Origin of the sequence: Bacillus sp. ISL-18 (assembly GCF_018613415.1) — a bacterium.
In the GTDB taxonomy this organism is placed as follows: domain Bacteria; phylum Bacillota; class Bacilli; order Bacillales; family Cytobacillaceae; genus Neobacillus.
Map to the genome: position 1 here is coordinate 310941 of NZ_JAGGQG010000003.1, position 22782 is coordinate 333722.

Here is a 22782-nt window from a genome sequence, read left to right on the forward strand (position 1 = left end):
TTACATGTTCTCCTTTGTCGTTACCTTTGAAGTAATAAGTGTATTTGTCTCATCGAGAGTAGGCATACTTAGAATCGCACCTCTTTTGGTTGTAGCTAATGCGCCTACAGCGTTAGCAAACGAAGCTATTTCCGTTAATTCTTCCTTTGATAAGTTATCGATCTTACCGTCTTTCTCAAGAACCTTGTAAAGAACTCCTCCAAGGAATCCGTCTCCTGCTCCTGTAGTATCTTGGACATTTACTTCATATCCCGGTACTAGACCTGTTTTTTCTCCATGCCTGATAAAGCAGCCATTTCCACCTAACGTGATAAACAATAATGGAACTTGATACTTTTCCCATATCATCTTGGATCCTTTTTCTATATCACTAATCCCGGTAAGAAACACTAATTCTTCCTCAGAAATTTTTACGATATCGGATAATTGAAGCCCTTTGAACATCATCTCTTTGGCATGGTCGAGATTACCCCATAACGATTCCCGTAAATTTGGATCAAAGGATATAAGAACACCGTTTTCTTTCGCAAAAGAAACGGCTGCCAGGGTGGTTTCAGCAGAAGGGTTATTCGTCATTGATACAGAGCCAAAGTGAAATATCCGTGAATCTTTAATCGTGTCAAAGTTTACCTCTTCCACTTCTAAGGTTGTATCTGCCCCAGGATCACGGTAAAAGCTAAATGTTCGATCCCCCGTATGATCTAGGTGGACAAAAGCTAAAGTTGTATTGGTATGTGTCGAGGTCACAAGCCCTGAAGTATCCACATTTATTTGCTTCAATGTATTTCTTAAAAAAGTTCCAAACTGATCGTTTCCAACTTTCCCTATAAATCTAGTTCTTTTTTGAAACTTAGATAATACGGCCAAAACATTTGCTGGCGCACCGCCTGGATTCTGTTCAAACAGAATCCCTCCATTTTCCGAAAACCCGGAAGGTGTAAAATCAATCAGTACCTCCCCAAGTGCTGTAATATCGTACATGTTGTTCACCTGTCTCCTTATTTTTCTGTGTCCCTTAGAAAAGACAAGGCAGAACAAAGGCGGCCCCCTTTATGTTCTGCCCTCTAATGAATCCAAGATCTATTTATTGTTTTTATTAAAATTATCGAGACCTTTTTGGTATAGTTTCATTAGCTCAGGAAGTCCCATTTGGTCTAATTGTTTTACATAACTATCCCATTCCTTTTCGATTCCACCATCTTGCAGCCAGTGAGCTTGTTTTTGATTAACAAACTGAGTAATATCGGTCTGCAGCTGATTGACTCGTTTGGTATCCTCTTCATTAAAGAAAACTTGTGGATAGTTTTCTTTTTCAGCATATGGACGATAATACTTATCTAATATTGCCAAACGTTCTTTTGCACGCGGCTCCATGTCAACCACTTTTCCGAAGTCATCTTTTAATACTACGAATGGTCCTCCAGGAGCTACTTTTTGACGGAATTCTCCCATTGCCACGCCAGCCGGCAATTCTTTATTTACAAGCATTCCATTTGCATCCTCTTCATAAATTTCACCAAGTGGACCCCAGTCAACCTGAGCCGATTCTTTTGGATCATATAACTGGTCCACCCATCTTGCCGTAATTTCTGGATATTTATTGGCTTTCGTGATTACAAAAGCATCACGGCTGTATTCAGAGTAATTAGAACGTCCTACAATCGGTGTTCCATCTGGTCCTTTAAGAGGCGGCAGAACCGCATAGTCATCCTGACGGTCCGTTCCGACTAGTTCAGTATCTTCCCACCAAATAAACGAACCAAGTGTCTCGTCTTTTGTTTTTCCTTTTGAGAATAATTTTGCTTGATCCTGTGTGGTTGCTTCGGGATCAAGGATTCCTTCTTTCACCCACTTATGGTAATAAGCAATCGCCTTCTTATATTCCGGCTGCACCGCGCTGAAGATGACTTTTCCATCCCGGACAATACGGTGGTCATTATTATCAGGAACACCAAAAGCAGCAATCATATCACCAAAGTTTCCACACCAGCCATTAAATAGGTACGTTAACCCGATCTCATCTTTTTTGCCGTTTCCGTTGGCGTCTTTATCTTGGAACGCTTTTAGGACATCATGATATTCTTCAACAGTAGTTGGCATTTTCAAACCTAGCTTATCCAGCCACGTTTTGTTTATGTACATGGTGTTCGGCAGTCCAACAAGGTCCATTTCCTCTGCTCTCGGCAGTGAATAAATTTGTCCATCAGGAGCAGTGATGACACTCTTTAGAGCTGGTCTTTCTTCTAATCTCTTTTTTAGGTTAGGCATATACTTATCTATTAAATTATCGAGAGGAATGATCGTTCCATCTTTTGCATACTTCACAATATCTAAATCTGTAAATCCGGAATTATAAAAAGCATCTGGTAAATCCCCGCTTGAGAGCAGCAGGTTTTTTTTCTCTTGATATCCTTCACTTGGAATGTTGTTCCACTTCACTTGAACATTAGTTTGTTTCTGCAGCTCTTTGAACAGTGTCATATCTTTAAAATTTGGAGCTAAAGAAGATTTAGGTGATACAAAATTCAACGTTATGTTTTTATCAACAATCGGTAAGCCAGTTTCATTCATCTTTACATTGACTTTCTTTTCACTTGCATTGCCATTTGAACTATTCGAGCAGCCAGCGAGAATAGCAGATAACCCAATTGATAAAACCAGTGAATTCCTTACCCATGACTTTTTCATGTCGTGCTCTCCCTTTATAATTATTTTTTATTTTCAGGCTGTGTTAAAGGTTATTTTGATTTTTATCACGTTGATTGGAGCGGAAGGCGGCGAAGACTCCTGCGGGAGTACGGGGCAGGGGAGACCCCACAGGCGCAAGTGCGCCGAGGAGGCTCCCCGGCACGCCCGCGGAAAGCGAAGCCGCCTGGAGCGGAAATCAACATTCAAGATTAACACAGCCTATTTTTATATAATGGCGAAATGGTTGCGGTTATCTAAAAGATCATCCCTTTACTCCGCCAATTAATACACCTTTAACAAAATGTCTTTGAACAAATGGATAAACAATTAACAATGGGAGGGCTCCCACAATAATAATTCCATATTTAATGATCTCTCCTACCTGCTGCTGCGCTGCAAGGTTATCAAGATCGCTTAACATTTTGATGCTAAGCTGATTTTGGGTCAGAATATTTCTCAAGATTAATTGCAAAGGATAAAGACTCTCATCATTTAAATAGATGAGGGCATCAAAGTATGAGTTCCATTGTCCAACTGCATAAAACAAAACCATAACCGCTATGATTGGTTTGGAAAGAGGCAGTACCACTTTTAGGAAAAATTTCGTGTTAGAGCACCCGTCAATTTTTCCAGCCTCAAGAAGTTCATTCGGTATATTCTCTTCAAAGAAGCTTCTAGCTACAATCAGATTCCAAACTGCGACTGCCTTAGGAAGAATCATGGCCCAAATTGTATTAAGCATTCCTAAATCCTTGACTACTAAATAAGTTGGGATTAACCCCCCATTAAAGAACATCGTGAAAAGGATCACCATCATAAAAAAGCTTTTTCCATAAAAGTCCTTGCGTGAGAGCGAATAAGCTGCCATCAGTGTCAGTGAAACCTGTACAATCGTTCCAACAACAGTGTATACCACCGTGTTTTTATACCCGAGCCAAATTTTTGGGTCACTGAAAATACGCTTGTATCCTTCAAAAGTGATTTCCTTCGGGAAAAGCCAAACTTCACCGTTATAGACCATATTCGGGTTGCTGATGGAAGCAATAATGACGAAATATAATGGATATAATACCGCCAAGCAAATCAGCGATAAGAAAATGGTATTAACCACGTCAAATATTTTATCTTCTTTTGATTTTATTTTTTTTACTGTACTTGCCATGTTTAAGCCTCCTCACCATAACCCTGAGCCAGAAAGTTTCTTGGCTGTTTTGTTGACAATAAAGAGCAGAATCAAATTGATTATGCTGTTAAATAATCCAACCGCTGCGCCGAAACTGTATTCAGCTTGCTGTAATCCTACTTTATAAACGTAAGTTGGAATAATCTCTGCAGCAGGTTGATTAAGAGGCGTCTGCATTAGGTAGGCCTTTTCAAAACCAATATTCATTAGATTTCCTACAGACAAAATGAGAAGAATAATGGCTGTTGGCATAATTGCCGGAATATCAACATGTAAGATCCGCTGCCATTTATTTGCCCCATCCATCGTTGCAGCTTCATGAATTTCCGGGCTGACACCTGCGAGCGCAGCAAGATAGACAATACAAGCCCAACCTGTTTCCTGCCAAACTCCCGAACCGATATAAAGGGGCTTAAACCAATCCGGCTCTGACATAAAAGCGACCGCTTTTCCTCCGAATAACGTGACAACACTATTAATTAGACCTTTATCTGAAAAGAAGACAAACATCATTCCAGCGAGTACCACAATGGAAATAAAATGCGGAGCATAAATGACGGTTTGGACAAATCGCTTATATTTTTCATGAATCATTTGATTTAGCAAAAGGGCAATAATAATCGGCATCGGAAATCCGATGATAAGTTGAAAAATACTCAACCCTAGAGAATTCTTAATTAAATCCCAAAACTGATAAGAATGAAAAAAACGTTCGAAGTGTTCAAAACCTACCCAAGGGCTTCCTAAAATTCCAAGTGACGGGGTAAAATCTTTAAAGGCGATTAAAACACCATACATAGGAATATATTGAAATACAATAAAATAGAGGATGGCTGGCAATAAAAAGAGATAGAGCTCATAGTTTTCCATGATCCTTTTCACTCTACTTTTCTTGTTTAAACGCTCCAATGGAATGGTAGATGGTTTTAAGGAATTAGTGGAAGCTTTTAAGGTTAATTTCATATTCTCTCCCTCAACTTTTTTTAAAATAAATACATGTTCAAGCAGGAAATCTATTGGGCAGCAAGACTAGCTTATGGACTCCATTTCAGCTGTTGAAACGTTTCCAACAAGAGGTAAAAAAATTTAGTACCTATTCATGGAAAAGGGGGACGGTCATTCTCATTGATTTCATGACTCCCCTTCTATCCTGTTGAAACGTTTCCAATCTTGGCTAAAAAAATTAGTTACGTTGTTTCCCCTTTTCGATAGTGAATTGGTATTCGATAAATCTCTTGCTCCAGCTCTTCACCTTCAATTTTTCTTAGCAAAAGGTTGACAGACATTCTCGCCATTTCTTCAACCGGCTGTCTGATGGTGGAAAGGATTGGATGAAACAAATCATTGTCCTGAATTCCGTCATATCCAATGACCTTTACATCTTCAGGGACTTTCAAGCCTTTTTCATTTGCTTTTTTGATGTATTTAGCAGCAAGAATATCTGTATTCGCAAAGATTCCGTCAATATCGCCATGGTTTTGAAAGAAACGGTTGAAAAAAGCTTCATCGTTGTAACCATTGTCGTTTTCTTCAAATGTGACATATTCGATACCGTGTAATTTTGCTTCATCTATGAATCCGCTTTTTCTCAGGACAACTTCACTATAAGCATCACTCGTTATACCTAGATATGCGGCTTTCTTTACCCCAGCCTTTGCAAGTTCTCTTAGAGCCACCCTTCCACCTTCATAGTTATCACTTGTCACGCAGGTAATTTTTGTTCCTAAATGACGATCAATACTAATAAATGGAATGTCCGTATTTACATTTGCTTCAATGTCATTGTAAGTGAGTCCGATAATACCTGCGACTTTGTTTTGGTAGAACATGTCAAGGTAATAGACTTCTTTATCAGGCCTTCCCCCGCTATTACAAAGCATAAGCTTAAACCCATCTTGGTCAAGTTGATCTTCGATGTAATAGGCCATTTCTGAGAAGAAAGGATGCCATACACTCGGAAGCAAAAGCGCAACCATTTTCGACTTTTGCATTTTAAAATTTCTTGCCACTTCGTTAGGTATGTAGTTTAATTGCTTAATAGCATCATTTACTTTCTTTATGGTCTCGGGTGTCACATTTAAATGATTGTTTATGACTCTAGAGACAGTGCCAACTCCTACCCCTGCTAAATTGGCAACATCCTTAATACTTGGCACTACCATTACCTCCGATTTTATACAATTTAATGAACTCAATTATTCCTTTGGAAACGTTTCATCCATTTGATAAACCTATCTTACCATCACCATGGAAACGTTTCAATACGTTTTTATAAAATTATAAAAAAAAATGCACGTTTCCCGCATTTGCCGTGTAAATGCTCCTTCACCCCACATAAAAAAGCCTCAATAATGGCGAGGCTTCTAGATAAGAGGATAATATGGTTCATATCTAGGATTGTAATAATAAGGTGGCCGCGGTCCGATTTTGGGCATTATAACCGGCTGCTGATTGGTGTTGTATTGTACCGCTACTTTTTCGTCAGAATGATCGACCAACAATAATTGGGCTTCCCGGCTTAGTTGATAGTATAGCAATGTTTCAACCTCCTTCCTTTTCCTCCACGTTATTCGCTCTGAATCCAAAATGAGCCCGTCCTTGCTGGTGAATTTCAAAAAAACGCATTGACCGCGGTCTCGACCCTACAAAGCCATGCACTCCGTTCGCCCAGTTAACATACTTTAACAGAAAAAAGTTTTCCTAGGAGGAATCCCATTGGCACACGATGACCATCAAAATCCATCGCACAACTATCCTATGTACCCTCATTACGGAAAAATTACCCGTTACGAAGACATTCCGCTGACGGTTCCAGAACAACGGCAGCTGCGACAGCCTGGTGTGGAAGAACTCATGGTTCCACGTCCCATCATTGAAAATCCAAACTACCATGGAAGTGGAAAACTTACGGGAAAAGTGGCACTAATAACAGGTGGGGACAGCGGGATCGGGGCAGCGGCGGCGATTGCTTTTGCGAAAGAAGGTGCCAATGTGGCCATTGCCTATCTAGACGAACATGAGGATGCCAACCGAACCAAAGCCCGGATTGAAGAACTCGGGCAAAGGTGTTTATTATTACCTGGAGATCTTCGGGAAAAACAGCAGTGCGCAGCAATCGTCGAGAAGACAGTCCAAAGTTTTGGCCAGCTCGATATCCTTTGTAACCATGTGGGCATCCAATTTCAGCAGTTAAGCCTTCTTGATATTAGCGATGAGCAGTTTGACGATACCTTTAAAGTCAACATCTATTCTCATTTTTACACAACCCGTTCTGCCCTTCCTCACTTAAAAGCAGGCAGCTCCATTATCAATACTGCATCCGTTGTCGCGTATTATGGAAATGAGCAATTAATTGACTACTCAGCAACAAAGGCCGCAATTGTTGGTTTTACTAGGGCATTAGCCCGCAATCTGGTAAAACAAGGTATCAGGGTAAATGCCGTTGCTCCCGGAAGATTCTGGACACCGCTTATTCCATCAAGCTTCTCTGCAGACCAGGTACCAATCCCAGGTAACCCTATGCAGCGTCAGGGCCAGCCCTTTGAACTTGCCCCTACTTACGTCTATCTGGCTTCTGATGATTCCCGATTTGTGACAGGACAGACACTTCATGTAAACGGCGGGCAATTAATGTCCTCCTAAACAACAAAGGCGGCAGGATCACATCCCACCGCCCATACCATTATTCAGGAATCATAATCTCGAGCTTACCAGTTTGATTTGTTACCTCCACTACCTTATCAACAAACAAATATGGTATCATAGCGGTCTTGCTTTTTAATATCAATATAACTATTGTTCGCTGTCAGAACCGGAAATACAGCATTGGTTTTCTTAAATAGATTTTGAGTAACCTCAACCTCTGCCATTAAAATGATCTGCCTATTAGATAACGCAAAATACAACTTCCCAATCTCGCGGTCATCCTCGATAATTTTCACCTGCTGCAGAATTGAAATCAAGCAGGCCACAAAATCATTTACCTGTTCGTTTGATAATCCCGCTAAGTCAACAGCTGCTAAAGCTTTATTCAGTCCATTTTTAATTTCTTTAAACGAAAACACATCGTCGATACGGAAAGCTGATTTTGTTTTCCCAAGGCTTTCAAATTTTTTTCTTGTTTCAAGAAGGTATTGTGTTACATAACCTTGATGCTGATCTCGCAGCATTACAAAGTCGGTCAGTTCTTGTATACTTCGAATCTCTTTAGTTTGCTTCCGGATTGCTAGTAAAAACCCATATAGGTCCTTCTCATCAAACGTGTTTTCTAGTAATTTTTCATAATAAAATTTCAGTAATGATTGCTCTTTTTTATCCATTGTTGTCTCCCTATACTGTACTCTCTCCTATTGTACAATAAAGGTGACTTAATGGACGAAGATTTCAAAAGAAAGAGGGATATTGTAATCGTTCTCATAAGGTAAACTTATGTATTTTATAAAATTTAATTACTTTTTTTTATTAACCCTTCAGGTTATGATAGAATAGAGAAGAACATGTTAGAGTGGGTGTGTCCTATTTGTAGTCACTGTTTTAAAATAAAATCGACCAAAAAACCCATCTATTGACATCATGTTTTTGCTATAATGGTCGTAATCCCCATAACTTCCTGCATAAACCCACTAGAAACTAGTTTTCATTTATTAAAAGGAGGCTCCATTATGTATCAAATTAAAGGTAAAGAAAAAATATTTGTTTACACAGGTCCCGATGGATCAGGACGTAAGACAATTGCAAAAATGGTCGCTACAGCATTTGATATGGAAACTGTCATCTCTTATACTACCCGCTCCCCACGTCACTATGAAAAAGACGGTGAAGATTACCACTTTGTCAGCCAAGAAACATTCAGTCAGATGGAATCCCAACAAGAATTTTTAGAAAGCGTTGAAATTGATGGTTTCCATTATGGAATTCGCGAACAAGACATTGTTGAAGCGTTTCAAAACCACGACTATGTCTATCTCACCTTGAATCCTGAGGGAACAGAAAAGCTGAAAAAGATGTATGGAGAAGGAGTCGTCCGAATCTTTATCTATGCTGACCGTGATACCGTTATTCAAAGACAGCACGACCGTCAAGATGCGGATGATGTAATCGAGCGGCATATGACTCATTATGATGAGACCATGAGTTATAAGAACAGTTGTGAATATGCTTATGAAAATTATGATTCCCCACAGGTTTCCTATCAAATCAGCGAATTGATTGAATCCTTTTTGGATCGGAATCTCGAAGTAACAGATTATTAATCATTTCCAACGAAGGCAAACAGTGCCAGGCACTGTTTGCCTTTTTTTAATTGACTGGACATGGGAGACATAAATGTAATATAGTTACCCAAGATAACTATTACTCAGAGTAACTATTTTTATTATAAGAGGTGTTTGCCATAAAAACTTCTCAAAAGTTTTTTCATCAATTACTAATGATGTACCGGCCATTTGAAAACAGGCTTAATGTACATCTTGCTGAACATCAGCTCTATAGAGCACAATGGTCGATTTTGTACTATTTAGCCCAACATGGAACTGCTACGCTTGTGGAACTTTCCCATTATATGAGTGTCGAAAAGCCAACCATTACAAGAACGATTAGCCGTTTAGAGGAACTTGGATATGTAGAACATGTTCCAGGGAAAGATAAACGGGAAAAAAGGATGCAGCTTTCGGATGCTGGCAAAAAAGTATATCAAGATGTTCGTGTAACCATTGACCAATACGAGCAAGAAATTTTAGCAGGAATCACTGAGCAGCAACAAATAGAGACCATCCAAATCATGGAGGAAATACAACATAATATTTACAAAGTAAGGGGTAATTAACGTGAATACATCAAGATTATGGACGAAGGATTTTATTATTATATCCGGGGTTAATTTTTTGATTAACCTAGTATTTTACCTGTTGATTGTTATTATTGGCGAGTATGCAGTCGATCAGTTCCAGGCATCAACAAGTCAGGCAGGTCTGGTGACAGGAATTTTTATCATTGGTTCTCTTATTGGCCGGCTTTTTACCGGACGGTTTATTGAGTCCCTCGGCCGCAGAAAAACGTTATTTATTGGGCTAGTCTTCTTTATCTTAACCACCGTGCTTTATTTAATTAGTTCGAATATCGGCATCATGCTGATAACCCGTTTATTACACGGTGTGGCTGCCGGTATCGTCGGGACCGCAACAGGTACCATAGCCGCTCAAATCATTCCCGCAGCACGTAAAGCGGAGGGCATTGGTTACTTCAGCATGAGTACTACTCTTGCAACAGCAATTGGTCCGTTCATTGGGTTATTTATGACTCAGTATACCACCTTCCAAATGATCTTTATTTTTTCCGTTGTTCTAGGGGTCATTAGTTTTGTTACATCATTGTTTGTGTATATACCAGCAATCACCATGACTACACAACCGTCTTCGGTCGAAACGAGGGGTTTCAAAATCTCGAACTTTATCGAGCCAAAGGCACTGCCGATTGCCATTATTACTCTTGTCATCTCGTTTTGTTACTCAAGTGTTCTTTCCTTTATTAAGTTCTATGCAAATGAGATTAACCTTGTAAGTGCCGCAAGCTTTTTCTTTCTTGTTTACTCGATTGCTGTTTTATTTTCACGCCCATTCACTGGCCGCTTGATCGACACAAGAGGGGCGAATTATATTATGTATCCCGGCTTTATCATTTTGGCGGGTGGTATGGTGCTTCTTAGTGCAGTCAACTCGGGGCTGATTTTACTTGTGGCTGGTGCCTTGATTGGTCTTGGCTTTGGTAATATGCAATCAAGCACACAGGCGATTGCGGTTAAATTAACGCCGGCACACCGAATGGGTTTGGCTACTTCAACGTTCTTTATTGCTCTTGACGCCGGATTAGGTTTTGGACCTTATATCCTAGGATTCATCATTCCAGCAACAGGCTATAGATCGTTGTATGTCATTCTTGGCTTAGTAGTTCTTGTATCAACTGCCCTTTACTATTTCTTACATGGCAAAAGGGAAAGTGGTATTAGAGCAAATTTAAATAAAGTAGCATAATGTAAGTAGGAGGCGAATTGCTTTCGCCTCTATTTTTATAGCTAAGATTCCAGCCTATTGTCCATGACTTGCATAAGACCTGCTTGAGGGAAATAAGATAAGAATAAGCATCCTAAATAAAGGGGTTGTTCTAGTTGGCCATTTTCAATAAACTGGCGTTATATTTTGTTATTTTGTATTCTGTTATCATTTTGATAAATACCTATTTAGGAGAAAGTGAACGGCTTCAATCAAATGTCATGGTTTTTTTAATGAATGGATTTGCCTATATTGTCTCTGCATTGGAAGTAGAAAAAGAAAAACAGATCGTTCTAGAGACCTGAGTTTGTTCAATCCAATATAGGCCCTTAACTCCTTTTATAACAAGGGTTAAGACCAGTTTAATTAAACGTTTGATTAGTTTTTAGCCATTATTAATTAAACGTTTAATTGAATTTTAGATCCCTTGGGTATCAAGGTTTTACGCATTTCAATCAAACGTTTGTTTAACTTTCTTCAAAAAAAGGAAGCCTTACAGTGTTGTGATGTAAGGCTTCCTTTTTTTAATTATTTATCCTGTCGGGAGTTTCATTTTTTCCCTTAACGCCGTAAGATACTTTCTTACAGTCCCCAACTTCAGCTTTTCATTGAGGGCTTCAGTTTGAACCTGTTCTTCATGCTCGAAGCCATTGAATTCTTCGTCGATTAGTTCTTGAGAAAAGATCTGCTTTCCAGCCATAATGCTTCGAATAGAACCAGCTAACTCCTCACTGGGACTATCTTTTAGCAGATATCCTCTTACATTCGCTTTTAAGGCACGCTGCCAATAGCCCTTTCTAGCAAAGGTGGTTAAAATGATCACTTTGCAGCCGTGTGGCTTTAAGATTTCGGCTGCCTCAAGTCCGCTCTTTACTGGCATTTCTATATCCATCAGACATACATCCGGCTTTAATCGATAAACGAGTCTAATGGCTTCCTCTCCATCTGCAGCAAGTCCGACGACTTCTAGATCATCTTCCAAATTGAGAAGTGAACCGATTGCCGTTAACAGCATCTCCTGATCTTCCGCTATTACAATTCGAATCACCTTTGTTCTCTCCTTATCTGGCCCAGTAAGTAGTAGGCAGCTGTTCCACTTTGTGAGAGTGGAGTCAGCCTTTTTTATAGTTCTGGCTTTGCCTGAACAGAAATCCTCTTTTTTGCAGCTGCCTTAATGTCTTTAAAGGTCACAAAATTCTTCGCTTTCTCATCCCAAAGACGGAAACGCAATGAACGGAGACTTGTCGCAAGTGTAATCGTTGGAACATGCTGTAATGGCGATGTACTAGCGTGCGCCTCTTCTAATTTATAATTAGGAACCCTTGGGCTCAAGTGGTGCACATGGTGAAAGCCGATATTGCCTGTTAACCACTGTAATACTTTTGGCAGTTTGTAGAAGGAACTTCCTTCCACTGCTGCTAATACATATTCCCACTCTTTATCATGCTCAAAATATGAGTCTTCAAAGGTATGTTGTACATAGAACAGCCAAATTCCTGCAGCTCCTGAAATCATGAAGATCGAACCTTGCACTACCAAAAACGCTTGCCAGCCGACTGCCCAGCAAAGTAAAGCAACCAAGGCTACTATAATGATATTCGTTAAATACGTGTTGTTTCGTTCTTTTGGTCTTGCACCTTTACGATTGAACCTATTTTTTAAAAGGAATACATAAATGGGACCTAATCCAAACATCACCAACGGATTGCGGTAGAATCGGTAAGCTATACGAGTCTTCAGTGGTGAGGCTAAATATTCATCGACGGTCAGTGTCCAAATATCCCCTGTTCCGCGCTTATCCAAGTTGCCGCTTGTCGCGTGGTGAACCGAGTGTTCATGTCCCCATTGATCAAAAGGATGCAATGTTAGAACTCCCATACATGTTCCGAGGATACGGTTCGCACGGCGGCTCTTAAAAAAGGAGAAATGGGTACAGTCATGAAAAATGATAAAAATCCTTGTTAAGAAGCCTGCTGCAATAATAACTGGAACCAAAGCTAACCAATAAGAAACTGATAGGCTAACGTAGGCCAGGTACCAGAGTACAATAAATGGGACCACAGTGTTGATAATTTGAAAGATACTTTCTTTAGTTGTTGACTTCTCAAACGGAGCGACTTGTTTCTTTAGATTTTTCGTATCATATAAGGTCATTTATTTAAATTCCCTTCCTTCTTAGTCTTTCTTCAAAGTATAGAGGAAGGATGATGTACATGTTAGTAGCAGGTGTCATATGACAACCATGATAAATGTCATATTTAAGGTGAATATATTGAAAACGGTGTCAGGCACCGTTGATATTACGCGGTTTTTAGAATGGGAATTGGAATAAATTACATAATAAATTTTAGAAATTTTTTATTGACACCTCCCTTTCAGAGTTTGGCTAAAGAAAAAGGCTGATTCAAAGGTCTCCTTTGAATCAGCCTCTTCGCAGCCGTTCACTATCATTGTACATATGGGATGGACACTGTACACGAATGGTGTCAGGCACCATTTACACCATTTACAACATCCTGCTATTCTAAATTGCTGTGGCGGGCGAAGGCGGCGGTGTTGCTGACGCTGCTTAGCTGACTATACTGCAGGCAGATCGTGTCGAATAACAGGTGTACGCATTGGTCGAATAATGACCCCAGCGGCTGGATTGTTTTTAATTCATTTTCGCGGCGGTATTTTGTGGCTGCCGGAACGTGCAGGATGCTGGAAGAAGCCGCTGCTAGCGGTGATTCGGGATTGGTCGTTACCGCGATGACCTGACAGCCAAGTGATTGTGTCTTTTCAGCCGTCCAGACAACACTTTTTGTTGTTCCAGACCCTGATACTGCGACCAAGAGGTCTCCTTCGCCAATCGCAGGAGTGATGGTTTCCCCTACAACAAATACGGCTGCGCCTAAATGCATTAATCTCATCGCAAATGACTTGGCCATTAACCCTGACCGTCCTTCACCAATAATAAAAATCCGCTTAGCCTTTTGTAATTCAACAGCCAAGTCTTGCAGATTTTCCTCAGGCACCTGACGTAATACAGTCTCAATTTCCTTTAAAATAGTTGAAACAATCATACTAACTCCTCCTCTTGTTGGGATACTTGTTTAAACTTTGCTGCCGCTTCAGCAGGATTCTCCGCTTTCGTAATCGCCGATCCAATAATGGCGACAGCTGGATTCATTGTTGCTCTCAACGTACCAATTGACTCTAATGTAATTCCACCGGCAGCCGCCATTTGAATGGCCGGGTCAACAAAAGGCTGCCCACTCATGGTTCCATGATTCTGCGAGCCCGCTTCCTCTTGTTCATCCTTACTAACATGGTCACAAAGAATTGCATCCTTGTATTTCATTAACGCCCTCTTTTGTTCTGATGAGGTATTCAATAAATCAATCATCACTTTCTTCTTATATCGACTGGCCACTTCCATACATGCATCGATGGTAACTAGCGGCGCTGCCCCCATGACAGTCGCTAGATCAGCACCCGCTTTAAAACACATCTCAAATTCATACCTGGCATTATCAATCGTTTTAATATCCGCCACGACGGTTTTCTCTGGAAAGGCCTGCTTCAGTTCCTTGACACTGACAATACCGAATTCTTTGATTAACGATGTACCCACCTCAATCCAATCAATCGAATCAGCGACTTTTCTGGTTAGCTCGATGGCCTCATCAATCTCCATTCGGTCCAAAGCTAATTGTATTTTCATTGATATAGACTCCTTTTCATCGAAAGTAAAACGGTTTACTAAATCGGTTTATTAAAAGTATACACCCTTTAAGCATAATTGGATAGAGGGGAGCACCTACACTCTCCTCTATACCAACTTACTTGGAAAAACAAACTCTTCCGATTCTCTATCTACTTTATTGATTTGTTCAAATAATAGTTCTGCAGCCTTTTTTCCCATCTCCGTAGCAGGTTGAACGATAAAGGTAATCGGGGTTTCCACCACCTGTGCAAATGGTATATTATCAAAGACGACTAACTCAATATCCTCGCCAATCTTCAATCCTTTTGCTCTTAGGCACTTAACTACCTCTAAAAACACACGATCATTACCAGCAAAAATCGCAGTTGGCCTTTCCTCCATCGAAAATAGCCTTTCAAGCTTACTGCTCATCTCTAAAATGTCCGATTCAATCACATATTTTGGATTTATTTCCAGATTGGCATCTTTCATCGCTTGCTGATAGCCCTCAAAACGTTCCTTCCGGGTACTCACCATCAGCGGCTGAACAGCAAAAGCAATCCGCTGGTGCCCGTTTGCCACGAATTGCTGAATGGCACGATAGGTCGATTCGCGATTATCTGTGACGATCGAAAACACCGGTAGATTTTCTACTTTTCGGTCCACGAAGACAACCGGATAACCTTGCCTTATCAAACTTTCATATAATGAATTATTTTGTCCTGTTGGAAAGATAATCAGACCATCTACTTGTTTGGCCCGCAGCATTTCGATGTATTTCTTTTCCTTTTCAGGATCATCATCAGCATTACACACTATTGCATGAAGGTCATGGCCTTGGAAAAAGTCCTCAATGGCCCTGCTAACCTCAGTTGAAAAATAATGCATAATATTTGCAACAATAATCCCGACCATCGAAGTCCGTTTTTGCTTTAAGCTTCTAGCAATATAATTGGGTTGATAACCAAGGGCTTTAATCGCCTCTTCAATCTTCATCTTTGTTTTTTCACCCATATATTCAAAGCGATTATTTAAATACTGTGAAACTGTACTCTTGGAAACACCTGCTGCTTTTGCAACATCTGCCATCGTCACTTTTTCCATTCTACTCGTCCTCTTTCATTCACTGTCGATGACTTCATTTTAGCGGCAATGCGGTTAATTTTCCAATTTTAAAAGAAAAAAGGATGAGCGGCTGGCAAACTGCCTGCTGTCATCCCCCGTTTCATTTCTAAATTAAGCAGTTACTTCTACACCGGCAGGCTTACTGCTGCGATCCTTTTTTGCAGCTTTTACCGCCCAAACAGTCAAGATGGCAGAAAGGAATAGCGAACCTGCCATAAAGATATAAGATGCACCAAACCCACCTGTAGTTCCATTTAAGTAACCAACAATATACGAACCAACGAATGAACCTAACGCACCCATACTGTTAATAAGCGCCATGGCCCCGCCGGCTACATTTCGAGGCAGAATTTCAGGAATAATCGCAAAGAACGGTCCGTATGGTGCATACATCGCACCCCCAGCAATTATAAGCAGGATGAACGAAATCCAGAAATGACTTGTGCCAAGTGCATAGGAAGCATAGAATGCTACTGCACCGATTAATAGAAATGGCCAAACGAAACCACTGCGATTTAATGTTTTATCAGAGAAATAGGAAGCCGTTAACATTAACACAACAGCTAAAATATACGGTACAGATGATAACCAGCCGGTTGTCACAATATCCATGTTTGGTGCCGCTTTGATAATAGAAGGAAGCCACATCACAAAGCCATAAACCCCGATGCTCCAAAGAAAGTATTGAGCACTTAATAAGATGACTGGTTTTGATTTAAAAGCCTCACCGTAATTTTTAACCGCTTTCAAACCTTCTTGTTCTTTTTCTAACTGTAATTCAAACTCGCGTTTCTCATCTTCTGATAACCATTTGGCATCTCTTGGCTTGTCATTCACTAATTTCCACCAGATGAATGCCCAAATAATTGCCGGCATTCCTTCAACGATAAACATCCATCTCCAGCCAACGGAGTTTAATAAGTATCCGGATACAATCGACATCCATAATACAGTGGCTGGATTACCTAAAATTAAGAAGGTATTCGCACGGGACCGTTCTGCTTTTGTAAACCAGTGACTTAAGAATACAAGCATCGCCGGCATAACGGCACTTTCGACTACCCCAAGTGCAAACCGGATGACAAACAATAGTTTAATATTGGTAATGAGACCTGTTGCCGAAGCTAATCCGCCCCATAAAATCAAGGACCAGAAAATCAATTTCTTTGCACTTTTCTTTTCGGCATAACTAGCACCAGGTACTTGGAAAAAGAAATAACCTAAGAAAAATAGCGAACCAAGTAATGAGGAAGTACCAGGTGTAATATGGAGATCTTTTGCTAATCCTGCCGCTGCTCCGAATCCATAGTTTGCCCGATCAAGATAGGCAAGGCTATAGGTAATAAAGGCGATTGGAATTAAGCGTAGCCATCTTTGTTTTGCAATCGTTCGTTTCATCCTATTTCACTCCCTGTGTATTTTTTTCTATATAAGCTAAAAGTTTCTCTTTTGTCGGATAACCATCATTGTCTCCAGGTGTTTGAACAGCAAGGGAACCAATCGCATTTCCTCTTATCACTGCTTCTTTAATGGTAAGCCCAGCTAATAATCCGCTGATAACCCCAACAGCAAACCCATCGCCGGCCCCCACGGTATCGACAATTTTTTCAGCCTTGAAGCCTGGCACCGTTCCTTCTTCAGATGCTGTTTTATAAAAAGCCCCCGCGCTGCCAAGCTTAATCACGACCAGTTTAACACCTTTATCAAGGTAAAAGGAAGCTATATCACGAGGATCTTTGTAACCAGTTAACATTTCACCTTCAGAAATACCCGGCAGCACATAATCAGCTTGAAAAGCCACTCCGTTAATATGTTTCACCATTTCCTCTTGTGAAGTCCAAAGACTTGGGCGTAAATTGGTATCAAAGGAAACCGTGCGGCCATTTTTTTTCATAAACGCAAGTGCATGATGGGCAAATTCTCTTGCCTCGTTCGATATTGCTAACGGAATCCCCGTCATATGCATGTGTTTTGCTGCTAAAAAGTAATCCTCTTTAAAATCAGCTACATTAAGATGACTTGCCGCTGAACCTTTTCGAAAATATTGAACCTCAGGATCACCTTCGAGCACTTTTGATTTTAATTGGAATCCTGTTGGATACTTGTCAACCAACCATACATGATCAATGTTGACGTTTTCATTTTTTAGCCGATCAATGATGAATTTGCCAAATGCATCATTTCCGACCTTACTAGCCCAGCCGGCGGAAAGTCCCAGCCTCGCCAGCCCAATCGCCACATTCGTTTCCGCGCCTGCTAGTTCTCTAGTAAACTGACATACTTCGTGTAACGCACCCGGCTGATTAGCGATAAACATTGTCATCGCTTCTCCAAATGTTACTACATCTAGCGGTCTCATTTTACTAACGCCTCCCTTTCTCTTGACATATCGATAATCATTTGAATATAATCCTTCGTTTTCTCTTTCGGTACGATTGGAAACTCGAGCGCTTTCACGATATCTGCCGGGAAACTACTGATAACTTGCTTCCAGCTATGTTCACCCTCTCTCTCAAGCGGCACGGTTTCGAGCGTTTCTGTTACCTGTTTCAAATGAAGATAGCTTACATAGGGTGCTAGTTTTTGCAGTGCATCCTCTACATCCTGGTTTGAATAATACCAGTTTCCTGTATCAAAGGTCATTTTGACAGGCACATTTTGGTCGACAACGCTTTCAAAAAAGGCCTGAAGTTGCTGAACATTTCCTCCATGAGGTGTCTGATCGTTTTCAACCAAAAGCTGCAGATCCTTTTGCTTTGCCAGGAATCTTCCCAGTTCAGCTATATTTGATTTATCTTGCTGAAAATGTCCTAATGAAACCTTTACCCACTTTGCACCAAGGATGACAGCTTCTTGAAAAATATAACTCAACTGATCTTCGTTTAACTGATAATCTTCTTTCCAGCATTCAATTGGAGCTGAATAGACAGTGAATAGTCCATATCGATCAATTTCTCGCTTTATTTTACCAAGCGGTAAAACTACTGCAGGCAATAATTCACGACGAATCTCTATCCCATAAGCACCGGATTCAGCAATCAGTTTGACAAATGATGCTTGACCGTTAGTTGTCACATCGATGCTGTCAAAAGCATTTAACGGGACAATCACATTTTTCATAATCAAGACCCTTTCTAGATGAATATTATTCTAAAACGTTTTAGTAAACCGATTTAGTAAATCGATTTATCTGTATTATAAACCCAATGTAAGCGTTTTTGCAACTGTTATTTTTTTAAAAATCTTTTCGTTTATATAGAATGCCCAGTGTTTGTACTATAATCGTATTAACCAAGCACTTAATAAGTAGGTGATGAGATGACGAACATTAAAGATTTAGCCAAGATGGCTGGAGTTTCTGTAACCACTGTTTCAAGAGTGTTAAATAAACACCCCTATGTAAGCGAGGAAAAAAGAAATAAGGTCTTAGCAGCCATTAAGCAAAGTAATTACCAGCCGAATATTAATGCTGTCCATTTAAGCATGGGCAAGACCTTTCTTGTTGGTGTGGTTGTTCCCTTTATTGACCATCCATATTTTTCTCTCTTAATAAAAGGGATCGCTGCAGAAGCATTAAGACATAACTATAAGCTGGTCTTATTCCAGACCAGCTATGAAAAGGACAAAGAATTTGAAGCCCTGCAAATGCTTAAACAAAAGCAGATTGATGGTCTAGTGATTTGTTCAAGGACCTCCAGCTGGGCCACTATTGAAGAATATTTAACATATGGGCCCATTACTTTATGTGAAGATACAAGAGGCAGGAATGTTCCTTCTACATTTGTTGACCATTATCAAGGTTTCATGACAGCTCTTGAGTACCTATACCAGAAAGGGCATCGTAAAATTGGCTATTGCATCTACCGCAGTTCAGGTACAAATAGCCAAAATAGGGCATTGGCCTATCAGCATTTTATGGAAAAATATCAGCTTCCCTATCATCCGGAATATATTATTACTCATTGTCTGCACTTTGAGGATGGAAATAAAGTATTAGACCGGATTCAACAATTGTCAAATCCGCCAACTGCTATGCTGCTAACAAGTGATGAGGTTGCAGCCGGTCTTGTTACCAGTGCACCAAAACGCAATATTTCCATACCAAGTGATCTCGCGATTATTGGTTTTAACAATCAGCCAATCGCACAAATGATGCGGATTACGACGATTGAAATTCCTCTTATCGAGATTGGCAAGAAACTATTTCTCCAGGTTGTTAGCGATAGTCATGAGGCTCTTCATCAAGAGATTCCGGCTGCATTAATTGAACGCGAAACTGTATAAGCTTTGTAAAGACTTGACCTGGCGGCTCAAGTCTTTTTAATTATTCCCCTTGACCTGAAACGCGTTTCATAAAATATGATGTAGTTGCAAGACCTGCAACAACCGTCGGCGTGATCTAACTCACTAGAGCGTAACGACGGTGTTGTATCTTACCGGAGGTGGCTAAATTGACAAATCCAATTGGTATTTTTTGATATTGATGGAACGTTATTAGATGATAAAAAGGTAATTCCAGAGTCCACGAAGAAAGCTGTTCGGCTCCTTCAAGATAAAGGGATTCAGACCGTCATTGCGACTGGCCGTGTCCCTAAGATGTTTTATTGGATTCAAAAGGAACTTAACATTGATTCTTATGTTTCCATGAACGGACAATATGTGGTGTACCAAGGAAAAGAGGTCTACTCCAACCCAATTGACCCTCGTGTCCTTCAATCCATGTCTGCTATGGCACTTCGTAACGGCCATGCCTTAGCCTATTGTAGTCATAATGATTATAAAGTGAATGAGAAAAACCATCCATTTATTGAAGCTAGTTTCGATTCCTTGATGATGCCTTATCCTGAGGTAGATAAGGATTATTTTAATCAATTGTCGATCTATCAAGGTCATTTATACTGCAGCGAAAAAGATGCCCAACGATATATCGATTACTTCGCTGATTTCAGTTTCGTCAAATGGCATGATGTTGCCTTCGATATTCTCCCGCGCGGCGCTTCAAAAGCAATCGGGATTCATAAATTTCTAGAAGTATTAGATATTGAAAAAGAAAATTCCTTTGCATTTGGGGATGGATTAAATGACATTGAGATGTTGACATCGGTAGGAACAGGAGTGGCTATGGGCAATGCCGTGCCTGAAGCAAAAGCAGCGGCTGAAGTCATAACAACCTCTTCCACTCAACATGGGATCCTCAATGGACTTATGAAGGTGGGACTGTTGGAAAAAAGTCTTGCTCTTTAGTACCCGCGAGTTAACGAACAGTGCTGGCCACTGTTCGTTTTTATTTAAATAGAAACTGAAGATGAAAAAGTGTGGCGGGTTTTTAAAAAAATTGGAGGGTTATCTCATTTTTGTCCTCTTAAGCTCTTCATGTGGACATTTCTGGTTTAATTCGTTTACTCTTTGTCCCCATGAACGCTCATGAGGACGTACATAGCTTTGCTCTTCTTCTTTTGTCCTCATCAAAACAGCATTTCCTTCTCGTACAAAAAAAAAACTGATTTTCAAATGGAAATCAGTTTTTTAAGTGGGCCTAAATGGACTCGAACCATCGACCTCACGCTTATCAGGCGTGCGCTCTAACCAGCTGAGCTATAGGCCCATATTGGAGCGGGTGATGGGAATCGAACCCACTACATCAGCTTGGAAGGCTGAGGTTTTACCAGTAAACTACACCCGCAATATACATTTTGGAGGCAACACCCGGATTTGAACCGGGGATAGAGGTTTTGCAGACCTCGGCCTTACCACTTGGCTATGCTGCCTAAAAAAATGGCTGGGCTAGCTGGATTTGAACCAACGCATGTCGCAGTCAAAGTGCGATGCCTTACCGCTTGGCTATAGCCCAATAGTTTTTTTAATATAAATGGGGCGACTGATGGGAATCGAACCCACGAATGCCTGAACCACAATCAGGTGCGTTAACCACTTCGCCACAATCGCCGAAATATATATCAATAGCAGCTAAAGCTACTCGTATAAAAATGGCGGTCCGGACGGGACTCGAACCCGCGACCTCCTGCGTGACAGGCAGGCATTCTAACCAACTGAACTACCGGACCAAATTGCGGGGGCAGGATTTGAACCTACGACCTTCGGGTTATGAGCCCGACGAGCTACCAGACTGCTCCACCCCGCGATAATAGAAATTATAAAGTTTGGAGTATGCTCCATGTTTTGTTACTGACTGTCCCCATCTCAGAAAGCTTATTCAAGCAGCAGCTCGATGGGTACAACTCGCAGTTTAATCATTGAGGCAACGCTCGTTGCTCCACCCCGCGATAATAAAAGGAAAAAAATAAAAAGTTAAGTAAATATGGAGGAGGAAGAGGGATTCGAACCCCCGCGCGGTTTGACCCGCCTGTCGGTTTTCAAGACCGATCCCTTCAGCCAGACTTGGGTATTCCTCCGTATAAAACTATATGGTAGCGGCGGAGGGGATCGAACCCCCGACCTTACGGGTATGAACCGTACGCTCTAGCCAGCTGAGCTACACCGCCATAATCAAATTTCAACCTGCGACCCCTTGGTCCCAAACCAAGTGCTCTACCAAGCTGAGCTACTTCCCGCAAATAAGCGCGCCCGAAAGGAGTCGAACCCATAACCTTCTGATCCGTAGTCAGACGCTCTATCCAATTGAGCTACGGGCGCAAGATAGTAAAGTGAATGTTCACTTTCGTAAATAAATCATGGTGGAGGATGACGGGATCGAACCGCCGACCCTCTGCTTGTAAGGCAGATGCTCTCCCAGCTGAGCTAATCCTCCATAATAAGATGGTGACCCCTACGGGACTCGAACCCGTGTTACCTCCGTGAAAGGGAGGTGTCTTAACCGCTTGACCAAGGGGCCATTATCTAAAATTGACAAAATAATAGCCCCAAAAGGGGCCTAGCCTGGCAACGTCCTACTCTCACAGGGACAAAGTCCCAACTACCATCGGCGCTGAGAAGCTTAACTTCCGTGTTCGGTATGGGAACGGGTGTGACCTTCTCGCCTTAATTACCAGACTATTTAATTGAAAGAAGTTCATTCTTTCAAAACTAGATAA

22 protein-coding genes, 12 tRNA genes and 1 rRNA gene are annotated in these 22782 nt (G+C 40.8%); 7 read left to right on the top strand and 28 right to left on the bottom strand.

Translation table 11 applies throughout. From position 1 onward, the window contains the following. The 6 genes from J7E81_RS07400 to J7E81_RS07425 form a co-directional block, all read right to left on the bottom strand. Complete coding sequence (locus tag J7E81_RS07400; RefSeq protein WP_215041519.1) at positions 1–981, bottom strand: carbohydrate kinase family protein; 981 nt, start codon at positions 979–981, stop codon at positions 1–3. Between the two features lie 99 nt (positions 982–1080). Next, positions 1081–2688, bottom strand: a complete 1608-nt coding sequence (locus J7E81_RS07405) for an ABC transporter substrate-binding protein (RefSeq protein ID WP_215041520.1) — start codon at positions 2686–2688, stop codon at positions 1081–1083. 262 nt (positions 2689–2950) lie between these two features. After that, positions 2951–3850: a carbohydrate ABC transporter permease gene (locus J7E81_RS07410; protein WP_215041521.1), complete on the bottom strand. Its 900-nt coding sequence runs from the start codon at positions 3848–3850 to the stop codon at positions 2951–2953. Between the two features lie 12 nt (positions 3851–3862). Further along, complete coding sequence (locus tag J7E81_RS07415; RefSeq protein ID WP_215041522.1) at positions 3863–4834, bottom strand: ABC transporter permease; 972 nt, start codon at positions 4832–4834, stop codon at positions 3863–3865. Positions 4835–5058: 224 nt separating this feature from the next. After that, positions 5059–6027 carry a LacI family DNA-binding transcriptional regulator gene (locus J7E81_RS07420; RefSeq protein ID WP_215041523.1) on the bottom strand — a complete coding sequence of 323 codons (969 nt, stop codon included), beginning with the start codon at positions 6025–6027 and terminating at the stop codon, positions 5059–5061. 207 nt (positions 6028–6234) lie between these two features. Further along, complete coding sequence (locus tag J7E81_RS07425) at positions 6235–6408, bottom strand: hypothetical protein (protein ID WP_215041524.1); 174 nt, start codon at positions 6406–6408, stop codon at positions 6235–6237. A gap of 220 nt (positions 6409–6628) precedes the next feature. Between J7E81_RS07425 and J7E81_RS07430 the strand changes: the two genes are divergently transcribed. Beyond that, positions 6629–7513, top strand: a complete 885-nt coding sequence (locus tag J7E81_RS07430) for an SDR family oxidoreductase (protein WP_215041553.1) — start codon at positions 6629–6631, stop codon at positions 7511–7513. 98 nt (positions 7514–7611) lie between these two features. Here J7E81_RS07430 and J7E81_RS07435 read toward each other — a convergent pair whose 3' ends face one another. Beyond that, entirely contained in the window at positions 7612–8190 is a 579-nt protein-coding gene (locus tag J7E81_RS07435) for a hypothetical protein (RefSeq protein ID WP_251028501.1), read from the bottom strand. 342 nt (positions 8191–8532) lie between these two features. Between J7E81_RS07435 and J7E81_RS07440 the strand changes: the two genes are divergently transcribed. From J7E81_RS07440 to J7E81_RS07455, 4 genes are all read left to right on the top strand, one after another. Beyond that, positions 8533–9123: a guanylate kinase gene (locus J7E81_RS07440; RefSeq protein ID WP_215041525.1), complete on the top strand. Its 591-nt coding sequence runs from the start codon at positions 8533–8535 to the stop codon at positions 9121–9123. 140 nt (positions 9124–9263) lie between these two features. After that, entirely contained in the window at positions 9264–9695 is a 432-nt protein-coding gene (locus tag J7E81_RS07445; RefSeq protein ID WP_374104003.1) for a MarR family winged helix-turn-helix transcriptional regulator, read from the top strand. After that, a complete protein-coding gene (locus tag J7E81_RS07450; protein ID WP_374104004.1) occupies positions 9691–10899 on the top strand; it encodes an MFS transporter in 1209 nt (402 codons plus the stop codon). Before J7E81_RS07445 ends, J7E81_RS07450 begins: the two co-directional genes overlap by 5 nt. A gap of 134 nt (positions 10900–11033) precedes the next feature. Further along, the gene (locus tag J7E81_RS07455) at positions 11034–11222 is read left to right on the top strand and encodes a hypothetical protein (protein WP_215041527.1); all 189 of its coding nucleotides are present in this window, start codon (positions 11034–11036) and stop codon (positions 11220–11222) included. 227 nt (positions 11223–11449) lie between these two features. On the opposite strand, the gene J7E81_RS07460 is transcribed toward J7E81_RS07455, so the two are convergent. From J7E81_RS07460 to J7E81_RS07495, 8 genes are all read right to left on the bottom strand, one after another. Continuing rightward, positions 11450–11965: a response regulator gene (locus J7E81_RS07460; protein WP_215041528.1), complete on the bottom strand. Its 516-nt coding sequence runs from the start codon at positions 11963–11965 to the stop codon at positions 11450–11452. A 74-nt stretch (positions 11966–12039) separates the two neighbouring features. Then, the gene (gene desA / locus J7E81_RS07465) at positions 12040–13071 is read right to left on the bottom strand and encodes a Delta(5) desaturase DesA (RefSeq protein WP_215041529.1); all 1032 of its coding nucleotides are present in this window, start codon (positions 13069–13071) and stop codon (positions 12040–12042) included. A 365-nt stretch (positions 13072–13436) separates the two neighbouring features. After that, positions 13437–13982 (bottom strand): 6-phospho-3-hexuloisomerase, encoded by a 546-nt coding sequence (gene hxlB / locus J7E81_RS07470; protein WP_215041530.1) that lies wholly within the window; start codon positions 13980–13982, stop codon positions 13437–13439. Then, the gene (hxlA, locus tag J7E81_RS07475) at positions 13979–14623 is read right to left on the bottom strand and encodes a 3-hexulose-6-phosphate synthase (protein WP_215041531.1); all 645 of its coding nucleotides are present in this window, start codon (positions 14621–14623) and stop codon (positions 13979–13981) included. The genes hxlB and hxlA overlap by 4 nt, the downstream gene beginning before the upstream one ends. Positions 14624–14731: 108 nt before the next feature. Then, positions 14732–15709 carry a LacI family DNA-binding transcriptional regulator gene (locus J7E81_RS07480; protein WP_215041532.1) on the bottom strand — a complete coding sequence of 326 codons (978 nt, stop codon included), beginning with the start codon at positions 15707–15709 and terminating at the stop codon, positions 14732–14734. 132 nt (positions 15710–15841) lie between these two features. After that, positions 15842–17128, bottom strand: coding sequence for an MFS transporter (locus J7E81_RS07485; RefSeq protein WP_215041533.1), 1287 nt, complete (start codon positions 17126–17128; stop codon positions 15842–15844). A gap of 1 nt (position 17129) precedes the next feature. Then, a complete protein-coding gene (locus tag J7E81_RS07490; protein ID WP_215041534.1) occupies positions 17130–18089 on the bottom strand; it encodes a sugar kinase in 960 nt (319 codons plus the stop codon). Further along, a complete protein-coding gene (locus tag J7E81_RS07495) occupies positions 18086–18850 on the bottom strand; it encodes a sugar phosphate isomerase/epimerase family protein (protein ID WP_215041535.1) in 765 nt (254 codons plus the stop codon). The genes J7E81_RS07490 and J7E81_RS07495 overlap by 4 nt, the downstream gene beginning before the upstream one ends. A gap of 198 nt (positions 18851–19048) precedes the next feature. Here J7E81_RS07495 and J7E81_RS07500 point away from each other — a divergent pair, with 198 nt between their 5' ends. Both J7E81_RS07500 and J7E81_RS07505 read left to right on the top strand, forming a co-directional pair. Next, entirely contained in the window at positions 19049–20014 is a 966-nt protein-coding gene (locus J7E81_RS07500; RefSeq protein WP_215041536.1) for a LacI family DNA-binding transcriptional regulator, read from the top strand. Positions 20015–20194: 180 nt separating this feature from the next. Beyond that, on the top strand, positions 20195–20974 hold the full coding sequence (locus J7E81_RS07505; RefSeq protein ID WP_251028502.1) for a Cof-type HAD-IIB family hydrolase: 780 nt from the start codon (positions 20195–20197) through the stop codon (positions 20972–20974). A 287-nt stretch (positions 20975–21261) separates the two neighbouring features. Here the strand turns inward: J7E81_RS07505 and J7E81_RS07510 are convergent. From J7E81_RS07510 to rrf, 13 genes are all read right to left on the bottom strand, one after another. After that, positions 21262–21335, bottom strand: a tRNA-Ile gene (locus J7E81_RS07510). Between the two features lie 4 nt (positions 21336–21339). After that, a tRNA-Gly gene (locus J7E81_RS07515) sits at positions 21340–21413 on the bottom strand. Positions 21414–21424: 11 nt separating this feature from the next. Next, positions 21425–21498, bottom strand: a tRNA-Cys gene (locus J7E81_RS07520). A gap of 8 nt (positions 21499–21506) precedes the next feature. Next, a tRNA-Gln gene (locus tag J7E81_RS07525) sits at positions 21507–21581 on the bottom strand. 19 nt (positions 21582–21600) lie between these two features. Further along, positions 21601–21676: transfer RNA gene (locus J7E81_RS07530), tRNA-His, on the bottom strand. Positions 21677–21718: 42 nt separating this feature from the next. Then, positions 21719–21795 (bottom strand) — tRNA-Asp (locus J7E81_RS07535). Positions 21796–21798: 3 nt separating this feature from the next. Next, positions 21799–21872, bottom strand: a tRNA-Met gene (locus J7E81_RS07540). 178 nt (positions 21873–22050) lie between these two features. After that, a tRNA-Ser gene (locus J7E81_RS07545) sits at positions 22051–22143 on the bottom strand. Positions 22144–22156: 13 nt separating this feature from the next. Further along, a tRNA-Met gene (locus J7E81_RS07550) sits at positions 22157–22233 on the bottom strand. Positions 22234–22310: 77 nt separating this feature from the next. Beyond that, positions 22311–22384 (bottom strand) — tRNA-Arg (locus J7E81_RS07555). Between the two features lie 39 nt (positions 22385–22423). Next, positions 22424–22499 (bottom strand) — tRNA-Val (locus J7E81_RS07560). A gap of 9 nt (positions 22500–22508) precedes the next feature. After that, positions 22509–22583: transfer RNA gene (locus J7E81_RS07565), tRNA-Glu, on the bottom strand. 42 nt (positions 22584–22625) lie between these two features. After that, positions 22626–22741 (bottom strand): 5S ribosomal RNA (rrf, locus tag J7E81_RS07570). Between the last annotated feature and the right edge of the window lie 41 nt (positions 22742–22782).

Coding starts and splice junctions, on each gene's coding strand:
- J7E81_RS07435 (WP_251028501.1), bottom strand. CDS start 8,190: ATGGATAAAAAAGAGCAATCATTACTGAAATTTTATTATGAAAAATTA.
- hxlA (WP_215041531.1), bottom strand. CDS start 14,623: ATGAAAATACAATTAGCTTTGGACCGAATGGAGATTGATGAGGCCATC.
- J7E81_RS07405 (WP_215041520.1), bottom strand. CDS start 2,688: ATGAAAAAGTCATGGGTAAGGAATTCACTGGTTTTATCAATTGGGTTA.
- J7E81_RS07400 (WP_215041519.1), bottom strand. CDS start 981: ATGTACGATATTACAGCACTTGGGGAGGTACTGATTGATTTTACACCT.
- J7E81_RS07410 (WP_215041521.1), bottom strand. CDS start 3,850: ATGGCAAGTACAGTAAAAAAAATAAAATCAAAAGAAGATAAAATATTT.
- J7E81_RS07500 (WP_215041536.1), top strand. CDS start 19,049: ATGACGAACATTAAAGATTTAGCCAAGATGGCTGGAGTTTCTGTAACC.
- desA (WP_215041529.1), bottom strand. CDS start 13,071: ATGACCTTATATGATACGAAAAATCTAAAGAAACAAGTCGCTCCGTTT.
- J7E81_RS07430 (WP_215041553.1), top strand. CDS start 6,629: ATGTACCCTCATTACGGAAAAATTACCCGTTACGAAGACATTCCGCTG.
- J7E81_RS07480 (WP_215041532.1), bottom strand. CDS start 15,709: ATGGAAAAAGTGACGATGGCAGATGTTGCAAAAGCAGCAGGTGTTTCC.
- J7E81_RS07490 (WP_215041534.1), bottom strand. CDS start 18,089: ATGAGACCGCTAGATGTAGTAACATTTGGAGAAGCGATGACAATGTTT.
- J7E81_RS07440 (WP_215041525.1), top strand. CDS start 8,533: ATGTATCAAATTAAAGGTAAAGAAAAAATATTTGTTTACACAGGTCCC.
- J7E81_RS07495 (WP_215041535.1), bottom strand. CDS start 18,850: ATGAAAAATGTGATTGTCCCGTTAAATGCTTTTGACAGCATCGATGTG.
- J7E81_RS07485 (WP_215041533.1), bottom strand. CDS start 17,128: ATGAAACGAACGATTGCAAAACAAAGATGGCTACGCTTAATTCCAATC.
- hxlB (WP_215041530.1), bottom strand. CDS start 13,982: ATGATTGTTTCAACTATTTTAAAGGAAATTGAGACTGTATTACGTCAG.
- J7E81_RS07415 (WP_215041522.1), bottom strand. CDS start 4,834: ATGAAATTAACCTTAAAAGCTTCCACTAATTCCTTAAAACCATCTACC.